The organism is Amycolatopsis sp. NPDC004079 (genome assembly GCF_040610415.1).
GTDB lineage: Bacteria > Actinomycetota > Actinomycetes > Mycobacteriales > Pseudonocardiaceae > Amycolatopsis > Amycolatopsis halotolerans.
Genome location: NZ_JBEXMH010000056.1, coordinates 1 through 21,102, shown reverse-complemented (window position 1 = coordinate 21,102; position 21,102 = coordinate 1). Strand labels below are relative to the sequence as shown.

At 69.0% G+C, this 21,102-nt stretch carries 16 protein-coding genes; 11 read left to right on the top strand and 5 right to left on the bottom strand.

The annotated features are described in order from the left end of the window. Positions 1–7 precede the first annotated feature (7 nt). Genes ABZX37_RS38120 through ABZX37_RS38095 form a run of 6 tightly spaced genes read left to right on the top strand, consistent with a single transcriptional unit; the run spans position 8 to position 6,014 of the window. Entirely contained in the window at positions 8–1,048 is a 1,041-nt protein-coding gene (locus tag ABZX37_RS38120; protein ID WP_354748043.1) for an extracellular solute-binding protein, read from the top strand. Then, positions 1,024–1,926: an ABC transporter permease gene (locus ABZX37_RS38115; protein ID WP_354748041.1), complete on the top strand. Its 903-nt coding sequence runs from the start codon at positions 1,024–1,026 to the stop codon at positions 1,924–1,926. Before ABZX37_RS38120 ends, ABZX37_RS38115 begins: the two co-directional genes overlap by 25 nt. Next, positions 1,919–2,737 carry an ABC transporter permease gene (locus ABZX37_RS38110; protein WP_354748039.1) on the top strand — a complete coding sequence of 273 codons (819 nt, stop codon included), beginning with the start codon at positions 1,919–1,921 and terminating at the stop codon, positions 2,735–2,737. Before ABZX37_RS38115 ends, ABZX37_RS38110 begins: the two co-directional genes overlap by 8 nt. Beyond that, a complete protein-coding gene (locus tag ABZX37_RS38105; protein WP_354748037.1) occupies positions 2,734–3,759 on the top strand; it encodes an ABC transporter ATP-binding protein in 1,026 nt (341 codons plus the stop codon). Before ABZX37_RS38110 ends, ABZX37_RS38105 begins: the two co-directional genes overlap by 4 nt. Beyond that, the gene (locus ABZX37_RS38100; RefSeq protein ID WP_354748036.1) at positions 3,756–5,378 is read left to right on the top strand and encodes an amidohydrolase; all 1,623 of its coding nucleotides are present in this window, start codon (positions 3,756–3,758) and stop codon (positions 5,376–5,378) included. The genes ABZX37_RS38105 and ABZX37_RS38100 overlap by 4 nt, the downstream gene beginning before the upstream one ends. 6 nt (positions 5,379–5,384) lie before the next feature. Then, positions 5,385–6,014, top strand: coding sequence for a flavin reductase family protein (locus tag ABZX37_RS38095; RefSeq protein WP_354748034.1), 630 nt, complete (start codon positions 5,385–5,387; stop codon positions 6,012–6,014). Here ABZX37_RS38095 and ABZX37_RS38090 read toward each other — a convergent pair. Beyond that, entirely contained in the window at positions 5,990–6,403 is a 414-nt protein-coding gene (locus tag ABZX37_RS38090) for a hypothetical protein (RefSeq protein ID WP_354748032.1), read from the bottom strand. The two genes, ABZX37_RS38095 and ABZX37_RS38090, sit on opposite strands and share 25 nt — an antisense overlap. Positions 6,404–6,499: 96 nt before the next feature. Between ABZX37_RS38090 and ABZX37_RS38085 the strand changes: the two genes are divergently transcribed. Then, the gene (locus tag ABZX37_RS38085) at positions 6,500–7,165 is read left to right on the top strand and encodes a DNA alkylation repair protein (protein ID WP_354748030.1); all 666 of its coding nucleotides are present in this window, start codon (positions 6,500–6,502) and stop codon (positions 7,163–7,165) included. Here the strand turns inward: ABZX37_RS38085 and ABZX37_RS38080 are convergent. Genes ABZX37_RS38080 through ABZX37_RS38070 form a run of 3 tightly spaced genes read right to left on the bottom strand, consistent with a single transcriptional unit; the run spans position 7,149 to position 9,557 of the window. Further along, positions 7,149–7,919, bottom strand: a complete 771-nt coding sequence (locus ABZX37_RS38080; RefSeq protein WP_354748028.1) for a methyltransferase domain-containing protein — start codon at positions 7,917–7,919, stop codon at positions 7,149–7,151. The two genes, ABZX37_RS38085 and ABZX37_RS38080, sit on opposite strands and share 17 nt — an antisense overlap. After that, on the bottom strand, positions 7,916–8,632 hold the full coding sequence (locus tag ABZX37_RS38075) for a hypothetical protein (protein ID WP_354748026.1): 717 nt from the start codon (positions 8,630–8,632) through the stop codon (positions 7,916–7,918). Before ABZX37_RS38075 ends, ABZX37_RS38080 begins: the two co-directional genes overlap by 4 nt. 25 nt (positions 8,633–8,657) lie before the next feature. Beyond that, a complete protein-coding gene (locus tag ABZX37_RS38070) occupies positions 8,658–9,557 on the bottom strand; it encodes a LysR family transcriptional regulator (protein WP_354748025.1) in 900 nt (299 codons plus the stop codon). 72 nt (positions 9,558–9,629) lie between these two features. Between ABZX37_RS38070 and ABZX37_RS38065 the strand changes: the two genes are divergently transcribed. The 3 genes from ABZX37_RS38065 to ABZX37_RS38055 are packed head-to-tail and all read left to right on the top strand — an operon-like array spanning position 9,630 to position 13,185. Further along, complete coding sequence (locus ABZX37_RS38065; RefSeq protein WP_354748023.1) at positions 9,630–11,249, top strand: APC family permease; 1,620 nt, start codon at positions 9,630–9,632, stop codon at positions 11,247–11,249. Between the two features lie 17 nt (positions 11,250–11,266). Further along, positions 11,267–12,418, top strand: a complete 1,152-nt coding sequence (locus tag ABZX37_RS38060; protein WP_354748021.1) for an aminotransferase class I/II-fold pyridoxal phosphate-dependent enzyme — start codon at positions 11,267–11,269, stop codon at positions 12,416–12,418. Positions 12,419–12,423: 5 nt separating this feature from the next. Further along, on the top strand, positions 12,424–13,185 hold the full coding sequence (locus ABZX37_RS38055; RefSeq protein ID WP_354748019.1) for a class I SAM-dependent methyltransferase: 762 nt from the start codon (positions 12,424–12,426) through the stop codon (positions 13,183–13,185). 354 nt (positions 13,186–13,539) lie between these two features. Here the strand turns inward: ABZX37_RS38055 and ABZX37_RS38050 are convergent, their stop codons facing one another. Further along, positions 13,540–14,100: a hypothetical protein gene (locus ABZX37_RS38050; RefSeq protein WP_354748017.1), complete on the bottom strand. Its 561-nt coding sequence runs from the start codon at positions 14,098–14,100 to the stop codon at positions 13,540–13,542. On the opposite strand from ABZX37_RS38050, the gene ABZX37_RS38045 reads away from it, so the two are divergent. Further along, a complete protein-coding gene (locus tag ABZX37_RS38045; protein ID WP_354748015.1) occupies positions 14,069–21,022 on the top strand; it encodes a hypothetical protein in 6,954 nt (2,317 codons plus the stop codon). The genes ABZX37_RS38050 and ABZX37_RS38045 overlap by 32 nt on opposite strands. Positions 21,023–21,102 lie beyond the last annotated feature (80 nt).

The following is a 21,102-nucleotide window of genomic DNA, read 5'->3' as shown; positions in this document are numbered from 1 at the left end:
AGGAGCCATGGGACGCCGGATACCGACGCTGCTGTCCGCCGCGCTTCTGCTCACCACTGCCGGCTGCGCGATTTCCGAGGGCGGCCCGAACTCGCTCGTGTTCGCCTCCTACGGCCAGGGCGCGTACCAGGCGGGCCAGCGCGCCGCGTGGCTGGACCCGTACGAGAAGCAGACCGGGACCACGGTCACCATCGACGGCCCGTCGAGCAACGCCAAGCTCAAGGCGATGGTCGAGGCGGGGAAGGTGACCTGGGACGTCGTCGACACCGACGCGTCCGCTGCCGCCGCGGTGTGCGGGAGCCTGCTCGAACCCGTCGACATGGGCCCGCAGGCCGCCGGGTTCCCGGAGGGCTCGCTCACCGATTGCGGGGTGCCGGACGCCTTTTTCGGCATGATGCTGATGTACAACTCCAAGGTCTACGGCCAGCATCCGCCGACGAAACTCGCGGATTTCTTCGACCCGAAGCAGTTCCCCGGCCGCCGCATCATCTACGGCGGCGACCCGAGCGTCGGCACCATCGAGGCCGCGTTGCTGGCTGACGGCGTGCCGCGCGACAAGCTGTATCCGCTCGACATGCGCCGCGCGCTGCGGATGTACGACCGGATCCGGCCGCAGCTGTCCATCACCAGCACATACGGCGACCAGCAGCAACGGATGGCCGGCGGGCAGGCGGACATGGCGCTGATCGTCAGCGCGCGGGCGTTTTCGCTGCTCAAGGCCGGGGCGACGAACTGGAAGGTGGTGCCGGGCATCCCGGTGCCGGTGACCTGGGACGTACTCGTGGTGCCGAAGGGGACGGCACGCGCCGAGGAGGCGAAGAAGCTCATCCGCTTCGCCTCGCAACCGGCGCAAGCGGCGGACTTCGCCGCGCGGGCTGGCGTGGGACCGGCCAACACGGCCGCCCCCGCCGCCCGCTCGGAGATCGGCCGCCAGCTCGACATCTGGGGCGAGGGCAAGGAGGACTTGCGAGTGCTCAGCAACGTGCGTTATTGGGCGGCGAACCGGCCCGCGCTGGTGAAGGCGTGGTCGGATTGGACGACCGGATGACCGCCGTGGCGACCCGGCCCCCGGCTTTGCCGCAGGCCGGTCGCGAAAAACGGCGGACTTCGTGGCTGCTGCTTCCCGCGGCGGCGGTGGTGCTGGTGTTCTTCTTCTGCCCGCTCGCCGTGATTTTGTGGCGCAGCTTCACCGAGCCGTCGTTCGGCGTGGGCAATTACCTGGCGGTGCTCGGCGACGAGGTGCAGATCCGCGTGCTGCTGCGGACTTTGCGGACCGCGCTGATCATCACCGCGGCCACGCTCGTCATCGCGTATCCCTACGCCTACGCGATGACGCTCGTCGGCCGTCGCGCCCGGGCGGTGCTGACGCTGCTGGTCCTGATGCCGTTCTGGACCAGCCTGATGGCGCGCAACTTCGCCTGGTACGTGCTCGAACAGCGCGGCGGCGTCATCGAGAAGGCGCTGTCGGCGATCGGCGTCGACGGGGTGGTGCTGCTGGGTTCGGTGGCCGGCGTGACGGTCGCGATGGTGCAGGTGATGCTGCCGTTCATGGTGCTGCCGCTGCAAAGTTCGATGCTCGGCATCGACCGCAGCCTGCTGCACGCGGCGGGCAGCCTCGGCGCGCGGCGTCCGGTGGCGTTCCTGCGGGTGTACGTGCCGCTGTCGATGCCGGGCGTGCTGGCCGGGGTTTCGGTGGTGTTCATCATGTCGCTGGGCTTCTACATCACCCCGGCGCTGCTCGGCACGCCGCAGCAGGCGCTCGTCGCGCAGGTGATCGGCACCCAGGTCAACGACCTGCTGGACTTCGCGGGCGCCGGTGCGCTCGGGACGATCCTGCTGGTCGTCACGCTCGTGGTGCTCGCCGTGCTCGGCCGCGTGGCCGCGCCGCTGGGCACCAGTGCGGCGGGAGGTGCCGGCCGTGGCTGACAATCCGTCCATCAGCAGGGCGGCCGCGGTGCGGCAGCGGAGCCTCGGCTGGGGCCTGCGCGTATGGGTCGTCCTCGTCGCGTTCGTGCTCGTCGCGCCGACGCTCGTGGTGATCCCGATGAGTTTCGGCGCGGGCTCGACGTTCGAGTTCCCGCCGAAGGACTGGTCGTGGCACTGGTACGCGGAGTTCTTCACCAGCAAGCAATGGCTGGCCGCGCTGGCGAACTCGGTCCAGGTCGGGGTGCTCGCGGCGGCGCTGGCGACCGTGCTCGGCGTGGCGGCCGCGCTCGCGCTCGACCGGATGCGCCGGGGCCGCGGAGTCGTCCGGCAGCTGCTGATGGCTCCGATGATCCTGCCCGGCATCGTCGTCGCGGTCGCGATCTACGGGGTTTTCCTGCGCTGGCAGCTGAACGGCACGATGCTCGGTTTCGTGCTGGCGCACGCGGTGCTGGGACTGCCGTTCGTGCTCACGTCGGTGCGGACCAGCCTCGCCGGGTACGACCCGATCATGGAGAAAGCCGCGGCCAGCCTCGGCGCTCCCCGGTTCGCGACCCTGCGCAAGGTCGTGCTCCCGATCATCGCGCCCGGGGTGCTGTCCGGCTTCGTGTTCGCCTTCGCCACGTCCTTTGACGAGGTTGTGGTCGCCTTGTTCCTGCAGACGCCCGCGATCAAGACGCTGCCGGTGAAGATGTACGAATCGATCGTGCTGGAAATCGACCCGACGATCGCCGCCGCGTCGAGCCTGATCGTCGTGTTCACCACCATTCTGCTGTTCGTCCCCGCCGTTTTGCGCCGAAAAGAGCAATCATGACTGAAGGAATCGCGACCGCCCATGTGACGAAGGCGTACCCCGGCGTCGACCGGCCCGCCGTCGACGACGTCTCGCTGCACATCGCCGACGGCGAGTTCATGACCTTCCTCGGCCCGTCCGGTTCGGGCAAGACGACGATGCTGTCGATGATCGCCGGGTTCACGCCGCTGACGGCGGGTTCGATCACGGTGGACGGTCACGAGATCTCGCGGCTCAAACCGCACCGGCGGAACCTCGGCGTGGTTTTCCAGCAGTACGCGCTGTTCCCGCACATGTCGGTGGCGCGCAATGTCGCTTTTGGACTGACGCAGCGCAAGGTGCCGAAGGCCGAGATCTCGCGTCGGGTGGACGAGGTGCTGGAGTTGGTCGGGTTGTCGGCGGTGCGGGATCGGTTGCCGCGCCAGCTTTCCGGCGGCCAGCAGCAGCGCGTCGCTCTCGCGCGTGCAGTGGTGTACGAACCGCGTGCGTTGCTGATGGACGAGCCGCTGGGTGCGTTGGACAAGAAGCTCCGCGATCAGTTGCAGCGAGAAATCGCGCGGATGCATCGGGAATTGGGGATGACGTTCCTCTTCGTGACGCATGATCAGCAGGAGGCGCTCACGTTGTCAGACCGTATTGCGGTGTTCAACGACGGCCGGATCGAGCAGGTCGGCACACCGGAGGAATTGTACGAGCGGCCGGAGACGTTGTTCGTCGCGCAGTTCATCGGCGAGTCCAACGCGTTGTCGCTGACGCCAGGGGAGGTGACGATCGTGCGGCCGGAACGGTTGACGCTCCATACTTCCGCTGATCCCGTCCCAAGTGGACACCAGCGGGCGAGCGCGCAGGTGACTGACATCGTGTACGTCGGTGATCACACGCGGATCTGGTTGCGGTACTCCGACGGTGCGCGCGGTTGTGCCGTGGTGTCGGCCGGGGTCGCGCACGAGCACCGGCCGGGGGACGAGGTGATCGTGGCCTGGCATCCGGAGCATCAGGCCGTGGTGCCGAGCGGCGGCGTTCCGGAACTGGCGGCGGTATGACCGAGGAATTGCTGCTGCGCGGCGGAGTGGTCCGGACTTTCGATCCGGTCGTCGGGACCGCTTCCGCAGTGCTGGTGTCGGACGGCCGGATCGCTGCGGTCGGCGACGACAAGACGGTTTCCGCCGCGGCTTCGCCGGACGCGCGGGTCGTCGAGCTGGCGGGCCGGACCGTCCTTCCCGGACTGAACGACGCCCATCTGCACCTGGCCTTCCATGCCGCCGCCGGTCCGGAGTTCTGTGTGGACCTTTCCGCTGCCTCTTCTTTGGACTCAGTGGCTCTTGCGCTGGCCGACGCGCCGCCGGGGGAGTGGATCGTCGGCCGAGGCTGGCGGGAAACGACGATCGCCGAGTTCGCGGACGGCCGTGCGGTGCCGACCCGCGCCTGGCTCGACAGCGTGACCGGTGCACAGCCGACGGTGTTGCACCACGCGTCGTCACACGAGGTGTGGGCGAACAGCGCGGCGCTTCAGCGGGCAGGAATCACCGCGTCGACGCCGGATCCGGAAGCCGGGGAGATCGTGCGGGACTCCTCCGGCGAGCCGACCGGGATACTGGTGGAGAGCGCGCAGGAACTGGTCGCCTCGCTGGTGCCGCAGCCGAGCCGTTCCGCCCGGCTGGACGCGATCGTGCGCGGCATGGAGCGGCTGAACGCCCTCGGGATGACCAGCGTGACCGACCCGATCGTCCCGCCTGAGCTGTGGCAGGACTACCGGGACCTGCACGCCGCCGGCCGCCTGCGGATGCGGATCACCGCACTGCTGCACTGGAATTGGCCGTCGCCGACGACGTCCGCCGCCTCGCTGGCGCAACTGCTGGACGAGACGGACTTCGCCGTCGGTGACGACCTGCTGCGGATCGGCGGCATCAAACTGTTCGCCGACGGAGTGCCGACGCACTGCACCGCGTGGATGCACTCGCCGTACCCGTCGGGCGAGCACGGAAGCCTGGTGACCTTCGGCCCCGACGACGCCGCGCGAGTGCGGGAACTGCACGAACTGATCCTGGTCGCCCACGTGCGCCGGGTAAGGGTGCAGGTCCACGTGACCGGAGACCGGGCCGCGGACGCGGTAGTCGACGCGATCGAAGCGGCTCAGGCGGCTGACCCGTGGCCGGAGGCACGACACGCCCTGATCCACGGCACCTTCTTGTCCGATGCGGTGCTTTCCCGCCTGGCGCGCTCCGGAATCGGCGTGATCACCAGCTCGCTGATGCGGACCTACAGCGGCCCGTCGATGGTCCGCGTACTGGGCGAGTCCCGGTGGGCCGACGCTTTCCCCGCGCGAGCTTTGCTGGACCACGGCGTAGTGGTCGCCGACAGCTCGGACGCACCGGTGACCGTCCCGGACTGGCGCCGCGGCGTCGCGACCTTCACCGGCTCACCCGGGCCGAACGCGTACTCTCTCGTGGCCAACCCGCTGACCAGGGAGGAAGCGCTCCGGCTGTGGACGACCGGCCCAGCCTGGCTCGAACACGCGGAGAGTTTCAAGGGCACGCTCAGCGTCGGCTCCCTCGCCGACCTCGCGGTTTTCGCCCACGATCCGGTCACCGCTGCGGACGAGGAGTTGCTGAGCGTACGGTCGGAATTGACCGTGCTCGGAGGACGTGTAGTGGCAGGGTGAGGGTTCGTGTACAGCAGCAATACCGACGCCGATCGCGGCGCTTTCGTGTGGATGGTGAAGAACGCCGTCGTCCCGCGCCCGATCGCGTGGGTGAGCACGGTGGACAGCGCGGGTGTGCGGAATCTCGCGCCGTTCAGCTACTTCGCCCCGCTGACGATGGACCCGCCGACGGTGGTCTTCTCGATTTCGGATACGCCGAAGGACACTCTGACCAACATCTCGGCGCACGGCGAGTTCGCGATCACGATCGCGCTGAGCGGCCAGGAAGAACTGGTCGCGCACACTGCGTCCACAGTGGACTCATCAGTGGACGAGGCGGCGCAGGTCGGTCTGTCGTGGGCGTCCGGGGTGCGGATCGCCGTCCCGCACCCCGCCGGGGCGGGTCCGAGCCTGGAGTGCACGCTGGTGAAGATCGAGGAATTCAGGGGCTCGCATTTGGTGTTCGGCGAGGTGGTCGGGGTGGCGGTGGACGACCGGCTGCTCCGCGCGGACGGACGGCTGGACCAGGACGTTTATCACCCAGTGGGCCGGATGGGAGGCGCGACGTTCACCCGAGTGGACAACTGGGTGCGGGTGCCGATTCCCGCTCCGGAGGAGTTTCTCGCCGGGGATCAGCACTCCGACTTGGGCAGGTAGCCCTGCCGACAGGCCCATTCGCGCTGGATCTCGCCGGAGGTCTTCGGACGGCCGGGGCCGCCGGGGTCGAGATAACCCTGGTACTCCTTGCAGCGAGGGTTGAACTTGCCCGCGTCGACTGCCCGCTGGCCGCACCCCGGGCTGGTCGCGGGGTCGCGTCGCTTGGCTTTCGGCGTCGTGGTCTTCGGCGCGCTGGTTGCCTTGGCCGGGGTTGAGGTATCCGGCGTCGACGTGGCCGGGGCAGCCGTCGTGGCCGGAGCGGGTTCCGGGCTGGGCTGGCTCGTCGGCGCCGGCGCCGTGACGGCGCGCTGGGCAGGCGGATCCACGGCGCACCCCGCCAGCACCGAGACCAGCGCGATGGCGGCCAGAGCGAGGCGGGTCCGGGTCATGTCAGAAAGACGCCCCACGACCTGCGGGCGTTACCGCGCCGCGCGTTGCTCTTGCCGTAGCCTCGACTCCGTCCGCACCCGAGCAGGGAGGTTCCCGTGGCCGACGCAACCCTCTCCGGGGTCCTCGCCCGCGTGGCGGAGCTTGACGACCCCAAAATCCGAGCCGTCAACGAGAACCACGGCGACGACCACAGCGTCAACCTCGGCAAACTCCGTGCCCTCGCGAAAGAACTCAAAGCCCAGCCCGACCTCGCCCGCGAACTCTGGCGGACCGGCGACACCAACGCCCGCCTGCTCGCCCTCCTCGTCGCCAGGCCGAAGCAGTTCGACCGCGACGAACTCGACGCCATGCTGCGCGAGGCGGGCAAACCCAAGGTCCAGGACTGGCTCCTCGCGAACATCGTCAAGAAAAGCCGCTGCGCCGAGGAACTCCGCGTGGCCTGGTTCGACGACCCCGACCCGGTGGTGGCGAGCGCGGGCTGGGCGCTGACCGTCGACCGGGTCGCCAAGAAGCCCGGCGGGCTGGACCTTCCCGGGCTCCTCGACGTCATCGAAACCGAGATGAAAGCCGCCCCGGAGCGGTTGCAGTGGGCGATGAACCACTGTCTCGCGCAGATCGGCATCGAGAACCCCGGCCTGCGCGCCCGTGCGATCGGCATCGGGGAGCGGCTGGGAGTGCTCAAGGACTACCCGACGCCGCCGAACTGCACCTCGCCGTACGCGCCGGTGTGGATCGCGGAGATGGTCAAGCGGCAGGCTTAGCGAAAACCCCGATGAACACCATGCTCGAAGCCAAAAACGGCCCCGCGGCCAGCGCTGCCAGCCACTGATCCCCGGCTGCCCGGTCCAGCTGACCCGCACGCACCGCGCGTTCGGTGTTGCGGCTCAGCCCGAGAATCTTGTCCGCTGCCTCGAAATCGCGGAACACCGGTGCGGCAACCGAAACGTCGAGCACCTCGAATCCCGCTCCTAAAGCCAACCGTGGCAAGGAACGGCCGACGGTCGCGTTCCGGACCATCGTCGAGCACACAAACCGGTTGAACGCGCGGTTCGTCGACAGCTCCCCGGGATCGACCACCAGACTGTCCCAATCCGGCTCGGCCACACAGGCCAGCCCGCCGGGTCGCAGAACCCGGTGCAGCTCACCGAAAACCGCGGCGGGATCGGCGACGTGCTGCACCATCCGGTCCGCCCGCACCCGGTCGACGCTCGACTCGGCCAGCGGCAGCGCGTGCGCGTCGCCCAGCCGGACCGAGATATGCGGCGTCCCCGAGACCCGCCGCCCCGCCTCCTCGACCATCCCGGGTTCCGTGTCGACGCCCAGGACCGCGCCCGACGAACCCACCGCTTCGGCCATGGCGGGCAGATCGGTGCCGGGACCGCAGCCGACGTCCAGCACGGTCAGGCCGGGCCGCAGGTCGAGCGCGGCCAGCACTTGCCGTTTGTAATCGCGCCCGGCTTCGGCGACTTGGGCGTAGTAGTCGATTTTGTCCGGTCGGGGAACGCCGAAAGTCATGTTTCGAGTGAACCAGAGGTCTCGGCGAGTGCGATGAAGCTGCTCCAATCCGGATCGGACAAGCCGAGATGCGCACCGGCTTCGGCGAGGGACGAAGCCGCGGAATCGAGGAACCAGGACGCGGTCAGCACCATGCTCGCCGCGGCCGCGGGAGCGCGGCGGACGCCCTCGGGAGTGAGGTCCTGGGCGTTGAGCGTGTGGACGGCGGAGTCGAGCAGCCGGGCGACGAGGCTGTAGGCGTTGGCCGCTTCAGTGGTGCGCGTGAGCGCCCGAAAACGGGGACGGGCGGCTTCGACGAGCGCCGGGGTCAGCAGGGTGCGCAGCCGCGGCCATTCCGCCGCCATGTGCTCGCCCAGCCATCCGGACAGCCGCTGGTACCGCTCGGCGGCCTGCTCGAACCGGCCTCGCAGGGCGATGAGTTCCGCGGGCTCGGAGTCGCCTTCCAGGAAAAGGATGCCGGTCGTCGCGACCACCGCCGGGTCGTTGAGGTCGACACATCCGACGGCCCCGTGCGCGGGATCGAGCCGCTCGGGGGCCGGACTGTCCGACCACCGGGCGGCCAGCAGCTTCAAGGCGTTGGAATCGCGCCGCCAGGCGGCGGCCTCCTCGAGCTTGAGCACCGAGTGGTAGCGCTCGTGCTCGCGGTGATCACGCGCCACCCGCACATATCCGGCCAGTTCCGCGGGCGACGGACCGGGAACTTCGACAGTCATGTCTTCGAGTCAACCAGAAAACGCCTCAGTCCAACGCCAGTGCTTCCCGGAGGCCTCCGACATTATCCAGCAACTCAGCCACCCCAGGACGACTCGCGGACGCGGCCGGATGCGCGAACCGGACCTCCACCTTCCACTCGCCGAGCGAGAGCGGCAACCGCCGCACCGTGCCCCGCTCGATCGCCCGCGCCGCGGCGAAATGCGGGACCACCGCGACATAATCGTCGTCCTCGGCGAGGTGCAGCGCGGTCCCCGGCAGGCCGATCGTGTGCACCGGCCGGTCCGCGGGCCGTTCCGGGTGTTCGAACGCCGCGGCGAGCGATTCCGCGCCGACGCCCCAGCGGTAGACGAGCACCGGGCTGTCGGCGAGATCGCCGAACCGCAGCCGGGACCGCGCCGCCAGCGGATGGTCGGGACGGCAGACCGCGACGATGCCGGACCGTCCGATCCGGACTGAACGGAGGTCGTCCCCAGGCGGTCGCGACAGCAGGAAACCGGCGTGCGCGCTGCCGTCTCGCAGTCGTTGCAGAACCTCGTCGCTGTGCGCGACCCGGCAGTGCACCGCGACCGGCCGGCCCGCCAACACCGCCAGCACCGGCGGGAACACCGACGAACCGAGGCTGGCCGGCGCGGCGAGCACGAGCCGTTGCGACCGTTCGGCGCCGACCTCGGCGACGGCCTCGTCCAGCAGCCGCAGACAGCGTCGCGCGTACTCGGCGAGCTGTGCACCGGCCGTGGTCAGCACGCTGCCCCGCGCGCCGCGCTCGAACAGCTGGACACCGAGCCTGCGCTCCACCGCGGCGAGCCGATTGCTCACCGACGGAGCGGAAAGCTGCAGCTCAGCGGCCGCGGCGGAGAAGCTGCCGAGCCGGGCGGCGGCGTCGAGCACCACCAGGTCGGTCGTTTCGACGGGCACTTGAGCCATAGCCTCAGCTTAAGGCCAGCCGTAACGAATGTCCGGCTACCGCAATGCTCGCCGGTCCGTCACGGTGGACCGATGAACGAGGCAAGCAGAACTTCGGGCAACGACGCCGCGACAGTTTCCGCTGCGGCCGACCACCGGTTGCGGCGGGCGCTGGGCACGCCTTCGCTCGCGATGCTGACATTTTCCAGCGTGATCGGGTCGGGGTGGCTGCTCTCGCCCTACACCGTCGCGCGCGAGGCCGGGCCCGCCGCCCTGCTGACCTGGGTGATCGGCGGCGGGGCGACGCTGCTGGTCTGCCTGGTGTTCATCGACCTGGCGTTCCGCAACCCGATGTCGGGCGGCAACGTCCGCTGGCCGCGGATGGCGTCCGGGCCGCTGGTCGGCACCGCGGTGAGCTGGGCGATCCTGCTGCAGGCGGTGTTCGCCGGGCCGAGCGAATCGACTGCGGTCGCGCAGTATCTCGGCCGGTGGCTGCCCGGACTGCTCGGCGAGGACACGCTGAGCTGGGAAGGCCGGCTCTTCGCCGCGGCGCTGCTCCTGGTGTTCTGCTCGGCCAGCTTCTTCGGCGTCGTCTTCATCACGCGGCTCAACAACGTCGTCACCACGGTCAAGCTGATCGTCCCGGCCGCCACCGTGATCCTGTTGCTCGCCAGCGGTTTCGACTCGAACAACTACGCACTCGGCGGCGGTTTCGCGCCGTACGGCATCTCGTCGGCGCTGATGGCCGTGGTCGGCGGCGGCGTGGTCTACGCCTTCACCGGCATCAACGGCGCGGCGGTGATGTCCGGCGAAGCCCGCGACCCGCGCAAGTCCGTGCCGCGCGCGACGCTGATCGTCCTGGCCGGATCGGTGTTGCTGTACCTGGGATTGCAGGTCGCGATGATCTACACGCCACCGGCCGGGCTGCTCGGTTCCGGCTGGCGCGGGATGAACCTGACGTCGCCGCTCGCACAGCTGGCCGGTCTCCTCGGCATGGGCTGGCTGTCCGCGGTGCTGGTCGCGGACGCGGTGTTCTCGCCGTCCGGCAGCCTGCTGATGGGCACCTCGATCAAGGCCCGCTACACCTACGGCGCCGCGCAGAACGGCTTGCTGCCGCGCCTGTTCACCCGCGTCAGCGGCCGCTGGGGCGTGCCGTGGGCGGCGCTCGCGTTCAACGCGCTGATCGGCGCGGCGGTGATTCTCAGCTTCGGGAGCTGGGAGTCGATTGTCAGCTCACTGAGCTTCTTCTACGGCCTCAGCTACGCCGTGGTGTCGGTCGCCGCGACGATCCTGTACCGCACCGAAGACGGCGAAGGCTGGCTCGGCCGGTGGGCGACCCCGGTCGGCGCGGCGTCCTTTGTGGTGTCCGGCCTGATCCTGTACTGGTCCGGCTGGGCGAAGATGCGGATCGCGCTGCCGCTGCTGCTCGTCGGGTTCGTCATCTACCTGATCCGCCGCGCGACCCGATCCGGCCGCTCGAATACCCCGGTGCTGCAAGGGGTTTGGCTGATCGGCTGGCTGCTCGTGCTCGGCGCGCTGTCCGCTTTCGGTTCCTTCAAAGGCACCGGGACGATCGCGGCGCCGTACGACTCGCTTGCCGCGGGCGTGGTCAGCGCGGCCACGTGGTGGCTCGCACACCGGTCCGGCGTGCGGTACCGGGTCGCGGAACAGACAGAATCCTCGGCGCGGCCCCAAGTTTTGCCCGCCCAGTGAAAGGGAGAAGAAACCAGATGACCGACACGCACGACCCCGGCTTCGCCTGGGACCTGGCGAAGTCCCGCGAGCGGCGCACGAAACGCTGGTCGGTGTACGGGCCGGACGTGCTCGACCTGACCGTCGCCGAAATGGACCTGCCGATCGCCGAGCCGATCCTGACGGTGCTGCGCGACGCGATCGAACGGCAGACCTTCGGCTACCCCATTCCGGCCGCGCGGTCGGGGCTGCCGGAAACGACCGCGAAGTGGCTCACCGAAACGCACGGGCTGCCCGTCGATCCCGGCGAGATCCGGCTTCTGCCGGAGTTGATGAAAGGCATCACCAACGCGCTGCGCGAGTTCACCGCGCTGGGCTCCGCGGTGATCGTGCCGACGCCGACGTACCGGAGTTTCTTCGGCGCCATCTCGCTGGCTGACCGGGAAGCGGTGCAGGTCCCGCTGCTGGGCGGCCATCGGCTCGACTACGACCGCATCGACGCCGCCTTCGCTGCCGGTGCGGGGAGCCTCCTGCTGTGCCACCCGGCGAATCCGGTCGGCCGGATCTTCTCGCCCGCCGAATTGCGGCAACTCGCCGAGATAGCCGAACGCCACGGCGGCCGGGTGATCAGCGACGAGGTGCACGCGCCGCTGCGCTACGGCGTGGATTTCGTGCCGTACGCCGCGGTCAGCGAGGCGGCTCGGCGGCAAGCGGTCACGCTGTTCAGCGCCTCGAAGGCGTGGAACATCGCCGGACTGCGCTGCGGTTTCGTCGCGCTGACCAATCCGGACGACGTCGTCCGCTGGGACCGGCTGCCGGGTGCGGCCAGCGGTGGCATCAGTCCGCTCGGGATGGTCGCGTCCGCCGCCGCGTTCGAGCACGGCGCGCCGTGGCTGGAGCGCGCGCTCGCCTTCCTGGACGCCAACCGTCGCCGGTTGGCCGATCAGTTCGCCGACGCGGGCATGCCGGAGGTCTATCACCCAGCCGATGCGACCTATCTGGCGTGGCTGGACCTGCGGCGGCTGGGCTTGGCCGATCCCGCGCAGTTGCTGCGGGAGAAGGCCGGTGTCGCGGTGACCGCGGGGCCGGACCACGGGACGAGCGGTGCCGGGTTCGTACGGCTGAACTACGCCACGCAGCCGGACGTTCTGGCCGACGCGGCCGCGCGGATCATCCAAGTGCTGGAATGATCCGCATGACCGTCCTCACCGAAGACCGCGCCCGGTACTGGCTGGACCGCTGGGACCGGCAGCAAGAGCACTACATGCCCGACCGCGAGGAACGGTTCGCGGTGCTCGGCGATGTGCTGGACGAGCTGATCCCGCGCCCGGACCCGCTGATCGTCGACCTGGGCACCGGTCCGGGTTCGCTCGCGACGCGGCTGGTGGCGCGGTTCCCCGGCGCGCGGGTGGTCGGGGTGGACGCTGATCCGCTGCTGCTCGGTCTCGCCGATCTCGCCCGCGGCAGCGCTCGGTTCCGCACTGTCACGGCCGATCTGCGTCAGCGTGGGTGGTACGAGGCGCTCGGGCTTGACCGCGCGCCCGACGCGTTCGTCAGCACGACCGCGCTGCATTGGATGAACCGCCCGCCGCTGCGTGATCTGCTGGCGGTGTGCGGCGAAGTCCTTGCTCCTGGCGGGGTCTTCGTCAACGGCGACCACCTCTATGAGGGCGATGCCGGACCTCGGCTGGACACCCTGAACCGCGCGCTGACCCAGCGGCGCGCGGCTCGGGCCGGGGTCGCGCGCGACGAGGACTGGGCGGCTTGGTGGCAGGCCGTCGAGGCGGCTCCGGAGCTGGCCGGGTTGGTCGCGGAGCGGGCTGGCGGGTTTGCGCACGAGGTGACTGATCGGCCGTCTGTGCATGATTACCTGGCCTTTTTGCGGGAGGCCGGGTTCGCCGAGGCTGGGGCAGTGTGGCAGGTGGGGGATGATCGGATCGTCGTGGGGATTCGTTGAGTTGGGGTGCGGTCGGCTGGTGTTGTGAGCGGGTGGGGTTCGCCGAGGTCGGAACCGTGCGGCGGGCGGGCGACGATCGCCGCGTTGTCGGGATCCGCTGAATCTCGGCGTGCGGTTCGCGCTCCGGCGGCTCGGCGTCGCTCGGCCGGGCCGCCGGATCCGATTTTCGACATCGGGCACGACCGGGCCGTCGATTCCGTCTGGCTTTTCGCGAGAAAAATTCGCGGCGCAGCCCCGCGGATCCGGCGCGGTTCCAAGATGGGAATGGCAACACTCCTTCAGGGCGTGACGGGTAGCGAAAGGAATCGGCCGCGTCCTCGTTCGGGACGCGGGTTTGACCTGGTTGGGGTCCCCCTATGCGGTGATTCCTTGCTCGTGAACTCCCCGCCACGGGGGAGAGCGCGGTACGAATTCCCCTGCCTGGTGTCGATGAACGCGGGTAAGCAGCTCGACAATTCCGTCCTTCTCCGTGGGAGCTTCTGTGATGGCCCGTCGTTCCGGATTCATGCGCTCCCGCGGGAAGCGCGCCGCCGCGGCACTCGCGGTGATTTTCGCCGTGGGCGTCGCGAGCGCCGCACCGGCGATGGGCGCGACCTTGCCGCCCAGCGCCAGCCCGGCGAGCCCGTCCTCGGCGCAGGTCGGCGCGGCATCGGCAAGCCCGGCGCCGTCCACTTCGGCCGCCCCCGCACCGACCAGCCCAGCACCCGCCGCCGCAACGCCGCCCAGCTCAGCACCGGCCACCTCAGCGCCGGCCAGCTCGGCACCAGCCACCTCAGCACCAGCCGCACCGCAGCCCAGGGCGGTCGAACCCCGAGGCCTGGGCACCCCGCGCAAAATCGGCCCCGACCCGGCCTTCTCGACAGTCGCCCACGGCGCGATCACGATGGCGGCCAACTCGGTCGTCAGCTGCGGCACCACCCCCACGGCCTGCGGGGAGACCGCCAACAACTCCAGCTACGGCTACTGGATCAAGAGCGACCCGGCCGCCCCGGGCAACACCGCCTCGAGCGCGAACCTGACCATCCCGCCCGGGGCGACCGTGCTGTCCGCGCGGCTGTACTGGCAGGTCAACCCGATCTCCTCGAACGCCGAATCCGGCGACCCCTCCCGCGCGAACCAGGTCGCGTTCAAAGCCCCGGGCTCCGCCGCCTACCAGCGCCTCACCGCCGACACCTACGACTGGTTCGACGCCCTGGGCGGCGGATTCCCGCAGATCACCGCGCACGCGGGCGTCAAAGACGTCACCGGGCTGGTCAAACAGGCCGGCGGCGGCTCCTACACGGTCGCCGACCTCCAGGCGTGCCGCGGCAACTCGGCCAACAACGTCAGCAACCTCGGCTGCTGGGGCGGCTGGTCGCTGGTCGTGGCCTACGCGCTGGACACCGAACCACTGCGCTACCTGCAGGTCTGGGACGGGTTCGACTGGGTCCGCGCGGGCGGCAGCCCCACCTCGACGAACATCGACCTGAACGGCATCCGCACCCCGGCCGACCACGCACCCGCCGCCACCCTCGGGGTCGTGGTCGGCGACGGCGACGCCAACATCTCCGGCGACTACCTCGAATTCGGCCGGGACGCCTCGTCGCTGCAGCGCCTGACCCTGCCCGCGCCCGGCGGCACCAGCACGACCAACGCGTTCAGCAGCCGGATCGACCGGGTCACCGCGTCCGGCACCGGCAGCAACGTCACCGACCGCACGCCGAACCCGGCCAACAACTTCGGCTACGACGCGCGCACGGTCGACGTCACCGGCAAGCTGCCCGCCGGCGCGGACCGGGCGCAGCTGAAGGTCGGGACCACCGGGGACGCGCTCTACCCGCAGACCGTCTGGCTGATGGCCGAGGCCAACGAGCCCAACCTGCAGATCGTCAAGACCAACGACCCCGAGGGCAACTTGCAGGAGCGCCCGCCGGGCTGGGTCGGGCGCGGCGGCGAGATCTCCTACGGGCTGGACGTCGCCAACCGGAACCCCGACGGCAGCACCACGAACCTCGACACCGCGACCGGCGTGGTCGTCACCGACACGTTGCCCGCCGGAGTGTCCTATGTGGCCGGTTCGAATCCGCGATGTTCGGCGTCCGGCCAAGTCGTCACCTGCACCCTGCCCGATCTGGCTCCGGGGCAGAGCACGCACGTCGGCTTCCGCGTGACCGTTTCGCCGACGGTCGCCCCCGGCACCCGCCTCGACAACACCGCGTCGGTGGTCTTCCAGGGCAAGCAGACCGGCCGCGAGCAGAGCCGGACCAGCAACACCGTCCGCAACGTGGTCGCGGTGCCGGAGTACACGCTGACCAAGGTTGTGGACAAGGCGAATGCGCTGCCGGGCGACCAGTTGACCTACACCGTCACCCTGGACAACACCGGCAACCTCCCGGTGCCGCCCACGACGGTCACCGACACCCTCCCGCCCGGCACGACCTTCGTCAGCGCGGACACCACGAGCGGCACCGTCACCGGTACCGGCCCGCTGCAATGGCGCACCGCGGCGATCCCGCCGGGCAGCCGGGTCACCATGACCGTGCACGCCCGGATCAACGACGCGACCATCGGCGCCACGCTGATCAACCGCGCCAAGGTGACCGAAGGCCCGCCGCCGACGGTCCCGCCGGACCGGCAGTGCGCGGACGACGGCACGGCTTCCTGCGCGGAGACCGTCGTGCCCGGCACGAAAATCGAGATTGCCAAGACCGCGGACAAGACATCGGCGAATCCTGGCGACACGGTGAAGTACACCGTGGTGGTCCGCAACACCGGCCAGGTCGCCGCGCGCGGCGCGACGTTCACCGACGACCTGTCGAAGGTCCTCGACGACGCCGTCTACAACAACGACGCCGCTCCCGCCGCGCAGATCTCTTACACCGCAACGAAACTGACCTGGACAGGGGACCTGGCCGTCGGCGCCTCGGCGACGATCACCTACAGCGTCACCGTGAAGAACCCCGATCCCGGCGACCACAAGCTGACCAACGTCGTCACGTCGACGACCCCAGGCAACAACTGTGCGGCCGGGTCGGCCGATCCTCGGTGCGGCACGACGACTCCGGTGTCCGGGATCCGGATCAGCAAGACGGCGGACCCGGCCAGCGCCAAACCCGGCGACACCGTCAAGTACACCGTGACCGTCGCGAACACCGGCCAAACTCCGTTGTCCGGCGCGACTTTCACGGACGACCTCTCGAAGGTTCTGGACGATGCCACCTACAACGGTGACGCTTCGGCTTCCGTCGGCTCGGCGAGCTATGCGGCGCCGCGGCTGACGTGGACCGGCGATCTGCCCGTCGGCGGCACCGCGACGGTGACGTATTCGGTGAAGGTCAACAATCCCGACACCGGAGACCACAAGCTGGTCAACGCCGTCACCTCGACCACCCCGGGCAACAACTGCGCCGCGGGTTCGACCGACCCGGCGTGCTCGACGACGACCCCAGTGTCGGGAATCCGGATCGAGAAGAAGGCCGACAAGCAGTCGGCGAATCCCGGCGACCGGGTGACGTACACGGTCGTCGTCGCGAACACCGGCCAGACTCCTTTGCCGGGCGCGACTTTCACCGACGACCTCTCGAAGGTTCTCGACGACGCGGCCTACAACAGCGATGCGTCTGCCTCAGTGGGCTCGGTTGCTTACGCCGCGCCTCGGCTCACCTGGACCGGTGATCTGCCGGTGGGCGCTTCGGCGACGATCACCTACAGCGTCACGGTGAAAAACCCCGTTACCGGCGATCATAAGCTGATCAACACGATCACCTCCACGACGCCGGGCAGCAACTGCGTCGCGGGCTCGACGGATCCGGCGTGCTCGACCACGACGCCGGTGTCCGGGATCGAGTTCGCGAAGACCGTCGACAAGACCAGCGCCAACCCCGGCGATCCGGTCCGGTACACCGTGACCGTCCGCAACACCGGCCAAACCCCGCTGTCCGGCGCGACTTTCACTGACGATCTGTCGAAGGTGCTGGACGACGCTGTCTACAACAACGACGCCACTCCCGCCGCGCAGGTCTCCTACGCCGCACCGAAACTGACCTGGACCGGCGACCTCCCCGTCGGCGGTTCGGCAACGGTGACCTACAGCGTCACGGTGAAGAATCCCGTGCCCGGCGACCATAAACTCGTCAACACGATCACCTCCGCCACGCCAGGCAGCAACTGCGCGGCCGGGTCCACCGATCCCCGGTGCGGCACCACGACTCCGGTGTCCGGGATGCGGATCGCCAAGTCCGCCGACCGCGACCAGGTCGTGCCCGGCGACAAGGTGACCTACACGATCACCGTCACCAACACCGGCCAAACCCCGTTGCCCGGCGCGACTTTCACCGATGACCTGTCGCAGGTGCTGGACGACGCCGTCTACAACAATGACGCCACCCCGGCTGCGCAGGTCTCCTACACCGCACCGAAACTGACGTGGACCGGCGACCTGCCGATCGGCGGTTCGGCGACGGTGACCTATAGCGTCACGGTGAAGAATCCGGACCCCGGGGACAAGAAGCTCCACAACGTCGTCACGTCCTCGACGCCCGGCACCAACTGCCCGCCGGGTTCCACCGATCCGTCGTGCTCGACCACGACGCCGGGCAAGGAACTGACGATCGCCAAGTCGGTGGACAAGCAGACCGCGAACCCGGGCGACAAGGTCACTTACACGGTGAAGGTGACCAACACCGGCCAGGTCCCGCTGCCGGATGCGAGCTTCACCGACGACCTGTCGCAGGTGCTGGACGACGCCTCGTACAACAACGACGCGTCCGCCTCGGTGGGCTCGACGGCTTACGCGGCACCGCGTTTGACGTGGACGGGCGATCTGCCGGTCGGTGCTTCGGCGACGGTGACGTACAGCGTCACGGTGCACAACCCGATCTCCGGCGACCACCAGCTGCGCAATACGGTCAGCACTCCGGTGCCGGGCAACTGCGAACCCGGGTCGACGGATCCGAAGTGCTCGACCCTGACGCCGTTGCCGGGGTTGACGATCGCCAAGTCGGTGGACAAGCAGTCCGCGAACCCGGGCGACAAGGTCACTTACACGGTGAAGGTGACCAACACCGGCCAGGTCCCGTTGCCCGGCGCGACGTTCACCGACGACCTGTCGAAGGTGCTGGACGATGCCGCCTATGGCAACGATGCTTCGGCCTCGACCGGCTCGGTGTCGTATGCCGCGCCTCGGTTGACCTGGACCGGCGACCTCCCGATCGGTGCGTCGGCGACGGTCACGTACAGCGTCACAGTGCACAATCCGGCTGGCGGCGACCACCGGCTGACGAACGTCGTCACGTCGGAGACTCCGGGCGGGAACTGCCCGCCGGGGTCCGCGGATCCGCGCTGCGGGACGACGACGCCGGTGTCCGGCATCGCGATCAGCAAGGTGGCGGACAAGTCGTCGGCGAAGCCAGGGGACAAGGTCACGTACACGGTGACTGTGGTGAACACGGGCCAGACTCCGTTGTCCGGCGCGACTTTCACTGATGACCTGTCGAAGGTCTTGGACGACGCCGCTTACAACGGCGACGCGGCTGCCTCCGGCGGTGTGGTGACTTACGCCGCGCCTCGGCTCACGTGGACTGGCGATGTCGCGGTCGGTGCTTCGGTGACGGTGACGTACAGCGTCACGGTGGCGAACCCGGTCAAGGGCGATCACCGGTTGGCGAATGTGGTCACTTCCGATACTCCGGGCGCGAATTGCCCGCCAGGGTCGACGGATCCGCGGTGCGGGACGTCGACTCCGGTTGCTGGCTTGGACATCTCGAAGGTCGTGGACAAGAAGGACGCTAAGCCCGGGGATAAGGTCACTTATACGGTGACGGTGCGGAATACCGGTCAGACTGTCCAAACAGGAGCGACTTTCACCGACGATCTCTCGAAGGTCCTCGACGACGCTGCTTATGACGGTGATGCTTCGGCTTCGATCGGCTCGGTGTCGTATGCGGCGCCTCGGTTGACGTGGACCGGCGACCTCCCGATCGGTGCTATCGCGACGGTCACCTACAGCGTGACGGTGAACAAACCGGTCAAGGGCGATCACCAGTTGACGAACGTCGTCACGTCGGAGACTCCGGGCGGGAATTGCCCGCCGGGTTCGACGGATCCGCGCTGTGGCACAAAGACGCCGGTTGCGGGGTTGGATATCTCCAAGGTCGCGGACAAAAAGGACGTCAAGCCAGGGGACAAGGTCACGTACACGGTGACGGTGAAGAACACCGGCCAGACCGTCCAAACAGGAGCGACGTTCACCGACGATCTCTCGAAGGTTCTCGACGACGCTGCTTATGGCAACGATGCTTCGGCGTCGATCGGCTCGGTGAGTTATGCGGAGCCTCGATTGACGTGGACCGGAGATTTGCCGGTCGGTGCTACGGCGACGGTCACCTACAGCGTGACGGTGAACAACCCGGTCAAGGGCGATCACCAGTTGACGAACGTCGTCACGTCGGAGACTCCGGGCGGGAACTGCCCGCCGGGATCGACCGACCCGCGCTGTGGCACGACGACGCCGGTGTCCGGCATCACGATCGCCAAGGTGGCGGACAAGAAGGACGCGAAGCCGGGCGACAAGGTCACCTACACCGTGACCGTGACGAACACCGGCCAAACCCCATTGCCCGGCGCGACGTTCACCGACGACCTGTCGAAGGTCCTCGACGATGCCGCTTATGACGGTGATGCGTCGGCGTCGATCGGCTCGGTGACCTATGCGGCTCCGCGGCTGACCTGGACCGGAGATTTGCCGGTCGGCGCGACGGCGACGGTTACCTACAGCGTCACCGTGAACAACCCCGTCAAGGGTGATTTCAAGCTGGCGAACGTGGTCACCTCGGACACGCCGGGCGGGAACTGCCCGCCGGGATCGACGGATCCGCGCTGCGGCACCACGACTCTCATCGCCGGTTTGGACATCACGAAGGTCGCGGACAAGAAGGACGTCAAGCCCGGGGATAAGGTCACGTACACGGTCACGGTGAAGAACACCGGCCAGACCGTCCAAACGGGAGCGACGTTCACCGACGATCTCTCGAAGGTTCTCGACGATGCCGTCTACGGCAAGGACGCTTCGGCCTCGATCGGCTCGGTGACCTATGCCGAACCGCGATTGACCTGGACCGGTGACGTGCCGATCGGCGCGACCGCGACGGTCACCTACAGCGTCACCGTGAACAACCCCGTCAAGGGCGATCACACGCTGGCGAACGTCGTCACGTCGGAGACCCCGGGCACGAACTGCCCGCCGGGCTCGAAGGACCCGAGGTGCGGGACCACGACGCCGGTCGCGGGGCTGATCCTGGCGAAGAAGGCGAGCGTCACCGAGGCCAAGGCGGGTGACCAGGTCACCTACACCGTCACCGCGACGAACACCGGCCAGACCGCGCTGAAGGACGCGACCTTCGCCGACGACCTGACCGGCGTCCTCGGCAACGCGGCCTACAACAACGACGCGACCGCCTCGACCGGCTCGGTGACGTATGCGGCGCCCCGGTTGACGTGGACCGGCGACCTGCCAGTCGGCGCGACCGCGACGGTCACCTACAGCGTGAAGGTCAAGACCCCGATCGGCGACGGACAGAGCCTGCGCAACGTCATTACCTCGACGACGCCCGGCACCAACTGCCCCGACGCCTCCGCCGACCCGCGCTGCAAGACGACCACGCCGCTCACGAAGACCCCGCCCACGCCGCCGACCCCGCCGACAGTCCCGCCGACACCGCCGGTCCAGCCCCCGCCGCCGAACCCGCCCCTGGCGTGGACCGGCGTGGTGCTGATCCCGGTGGGAATCGTGGCCATCGCCCTGCTCGCGGGCGGAGGCGCGCTGCTGCTGATCTCGCGTCGCCGCAGGTCCCAACGCTGACCGCCTGGTGCCGCGCGGCTCCCTGCTCCGGCAGAAGTCCGTGAAGGGCTCCTTGAAGGAATCAGATTCCCTCAAGGAGC

What these genes read in the sequence shown, in the direction of transcription:
- ABZX37_RS38120 (WP_354748043.1), top strand. Translation starts at nt 8, where the DNA reads ATGGGACGCCGGATACCGACGCTGCTGTCCGCCGCGCTTCTGCTCACC.
- ABZX37_RS38100 (WP_354748036.1), top strand. Translation starts at nt 3,756, where the DNA reads ATGACCGAGGAATTGCTGCTGCGCGGCGGAGTGGTCCGGACTTTCGAT.
- ABZX37_RS38060 (WP_354748021.1), top strand. Translation starts at nt 11,267, where the DNA reads ATGACCGACACGCACGACCCCGGCTTCGCCTGGGACCTGGCGAAGTCC.
- ABZX37_RS38055 (WP_354748019.1), top strand. Translation starts at nt 12,424, where the DNA reads ATGACCGTCCTCACCGAAGACCGCGCCCGGTACTGGCTGGACCGCTGG.
- ABZX37_RS38065 (WP_354748023.1), top strand. Translation starts at nt 9,630, where the DNA reads ATGAACGAGGCAAGCAGAACTTCGGGCAACGACGCCGCGACAGTTTCC.
- ABZX37_RS38075 (WP_354748026.1), bottom strand. Translation starts at nt 8,632, where the DNA reads ATGACTGTCGAAGTTCCCGGTCCGTCGCCCGCGGAACTGGCCGGATAT.
- ABZX37_RS38070 (WP_354748025.1), bottom strand. Translation starts at nt 9,557, where the DNA reads ATGGCTCAAGTGCCCGTCGAAACGACCGACCTGGTGGTGCTCGACGCC.
- ABZX37_RS38090 (WP_354748032.1), bottom strand. Translation starts at nt 6,403, where the DNA reads ATGACCCGGACCCGCCTCGCTCTGGCCGCCATCGCGCTGGTCTCGGTG.
- ABZX37_RS38045 (WP_354748015.1), top strand. Translation starts at nt 14,069, where the DNA reads ATGGCGGCCAACTCGGTCGTCAGCTGCGGCACCACCCCCACGGCCTGC.
- ABZX37_RS38105 (WP_354748037.1), top strand. Translation starts at nt 2,734, where the DNA reads ATGACTGAAGGAATCGCGACCGCCCATGTGACGAAGGCGTACCCCGGC.
- ABZX37_RS38080 (WP_354748028.1), bottom strand. Translation starts at nt 7,919, where the DNA reads ATGACTTTCGGCGTTCCCCGACCGGACAAAATCGACTACTACGCCCAA.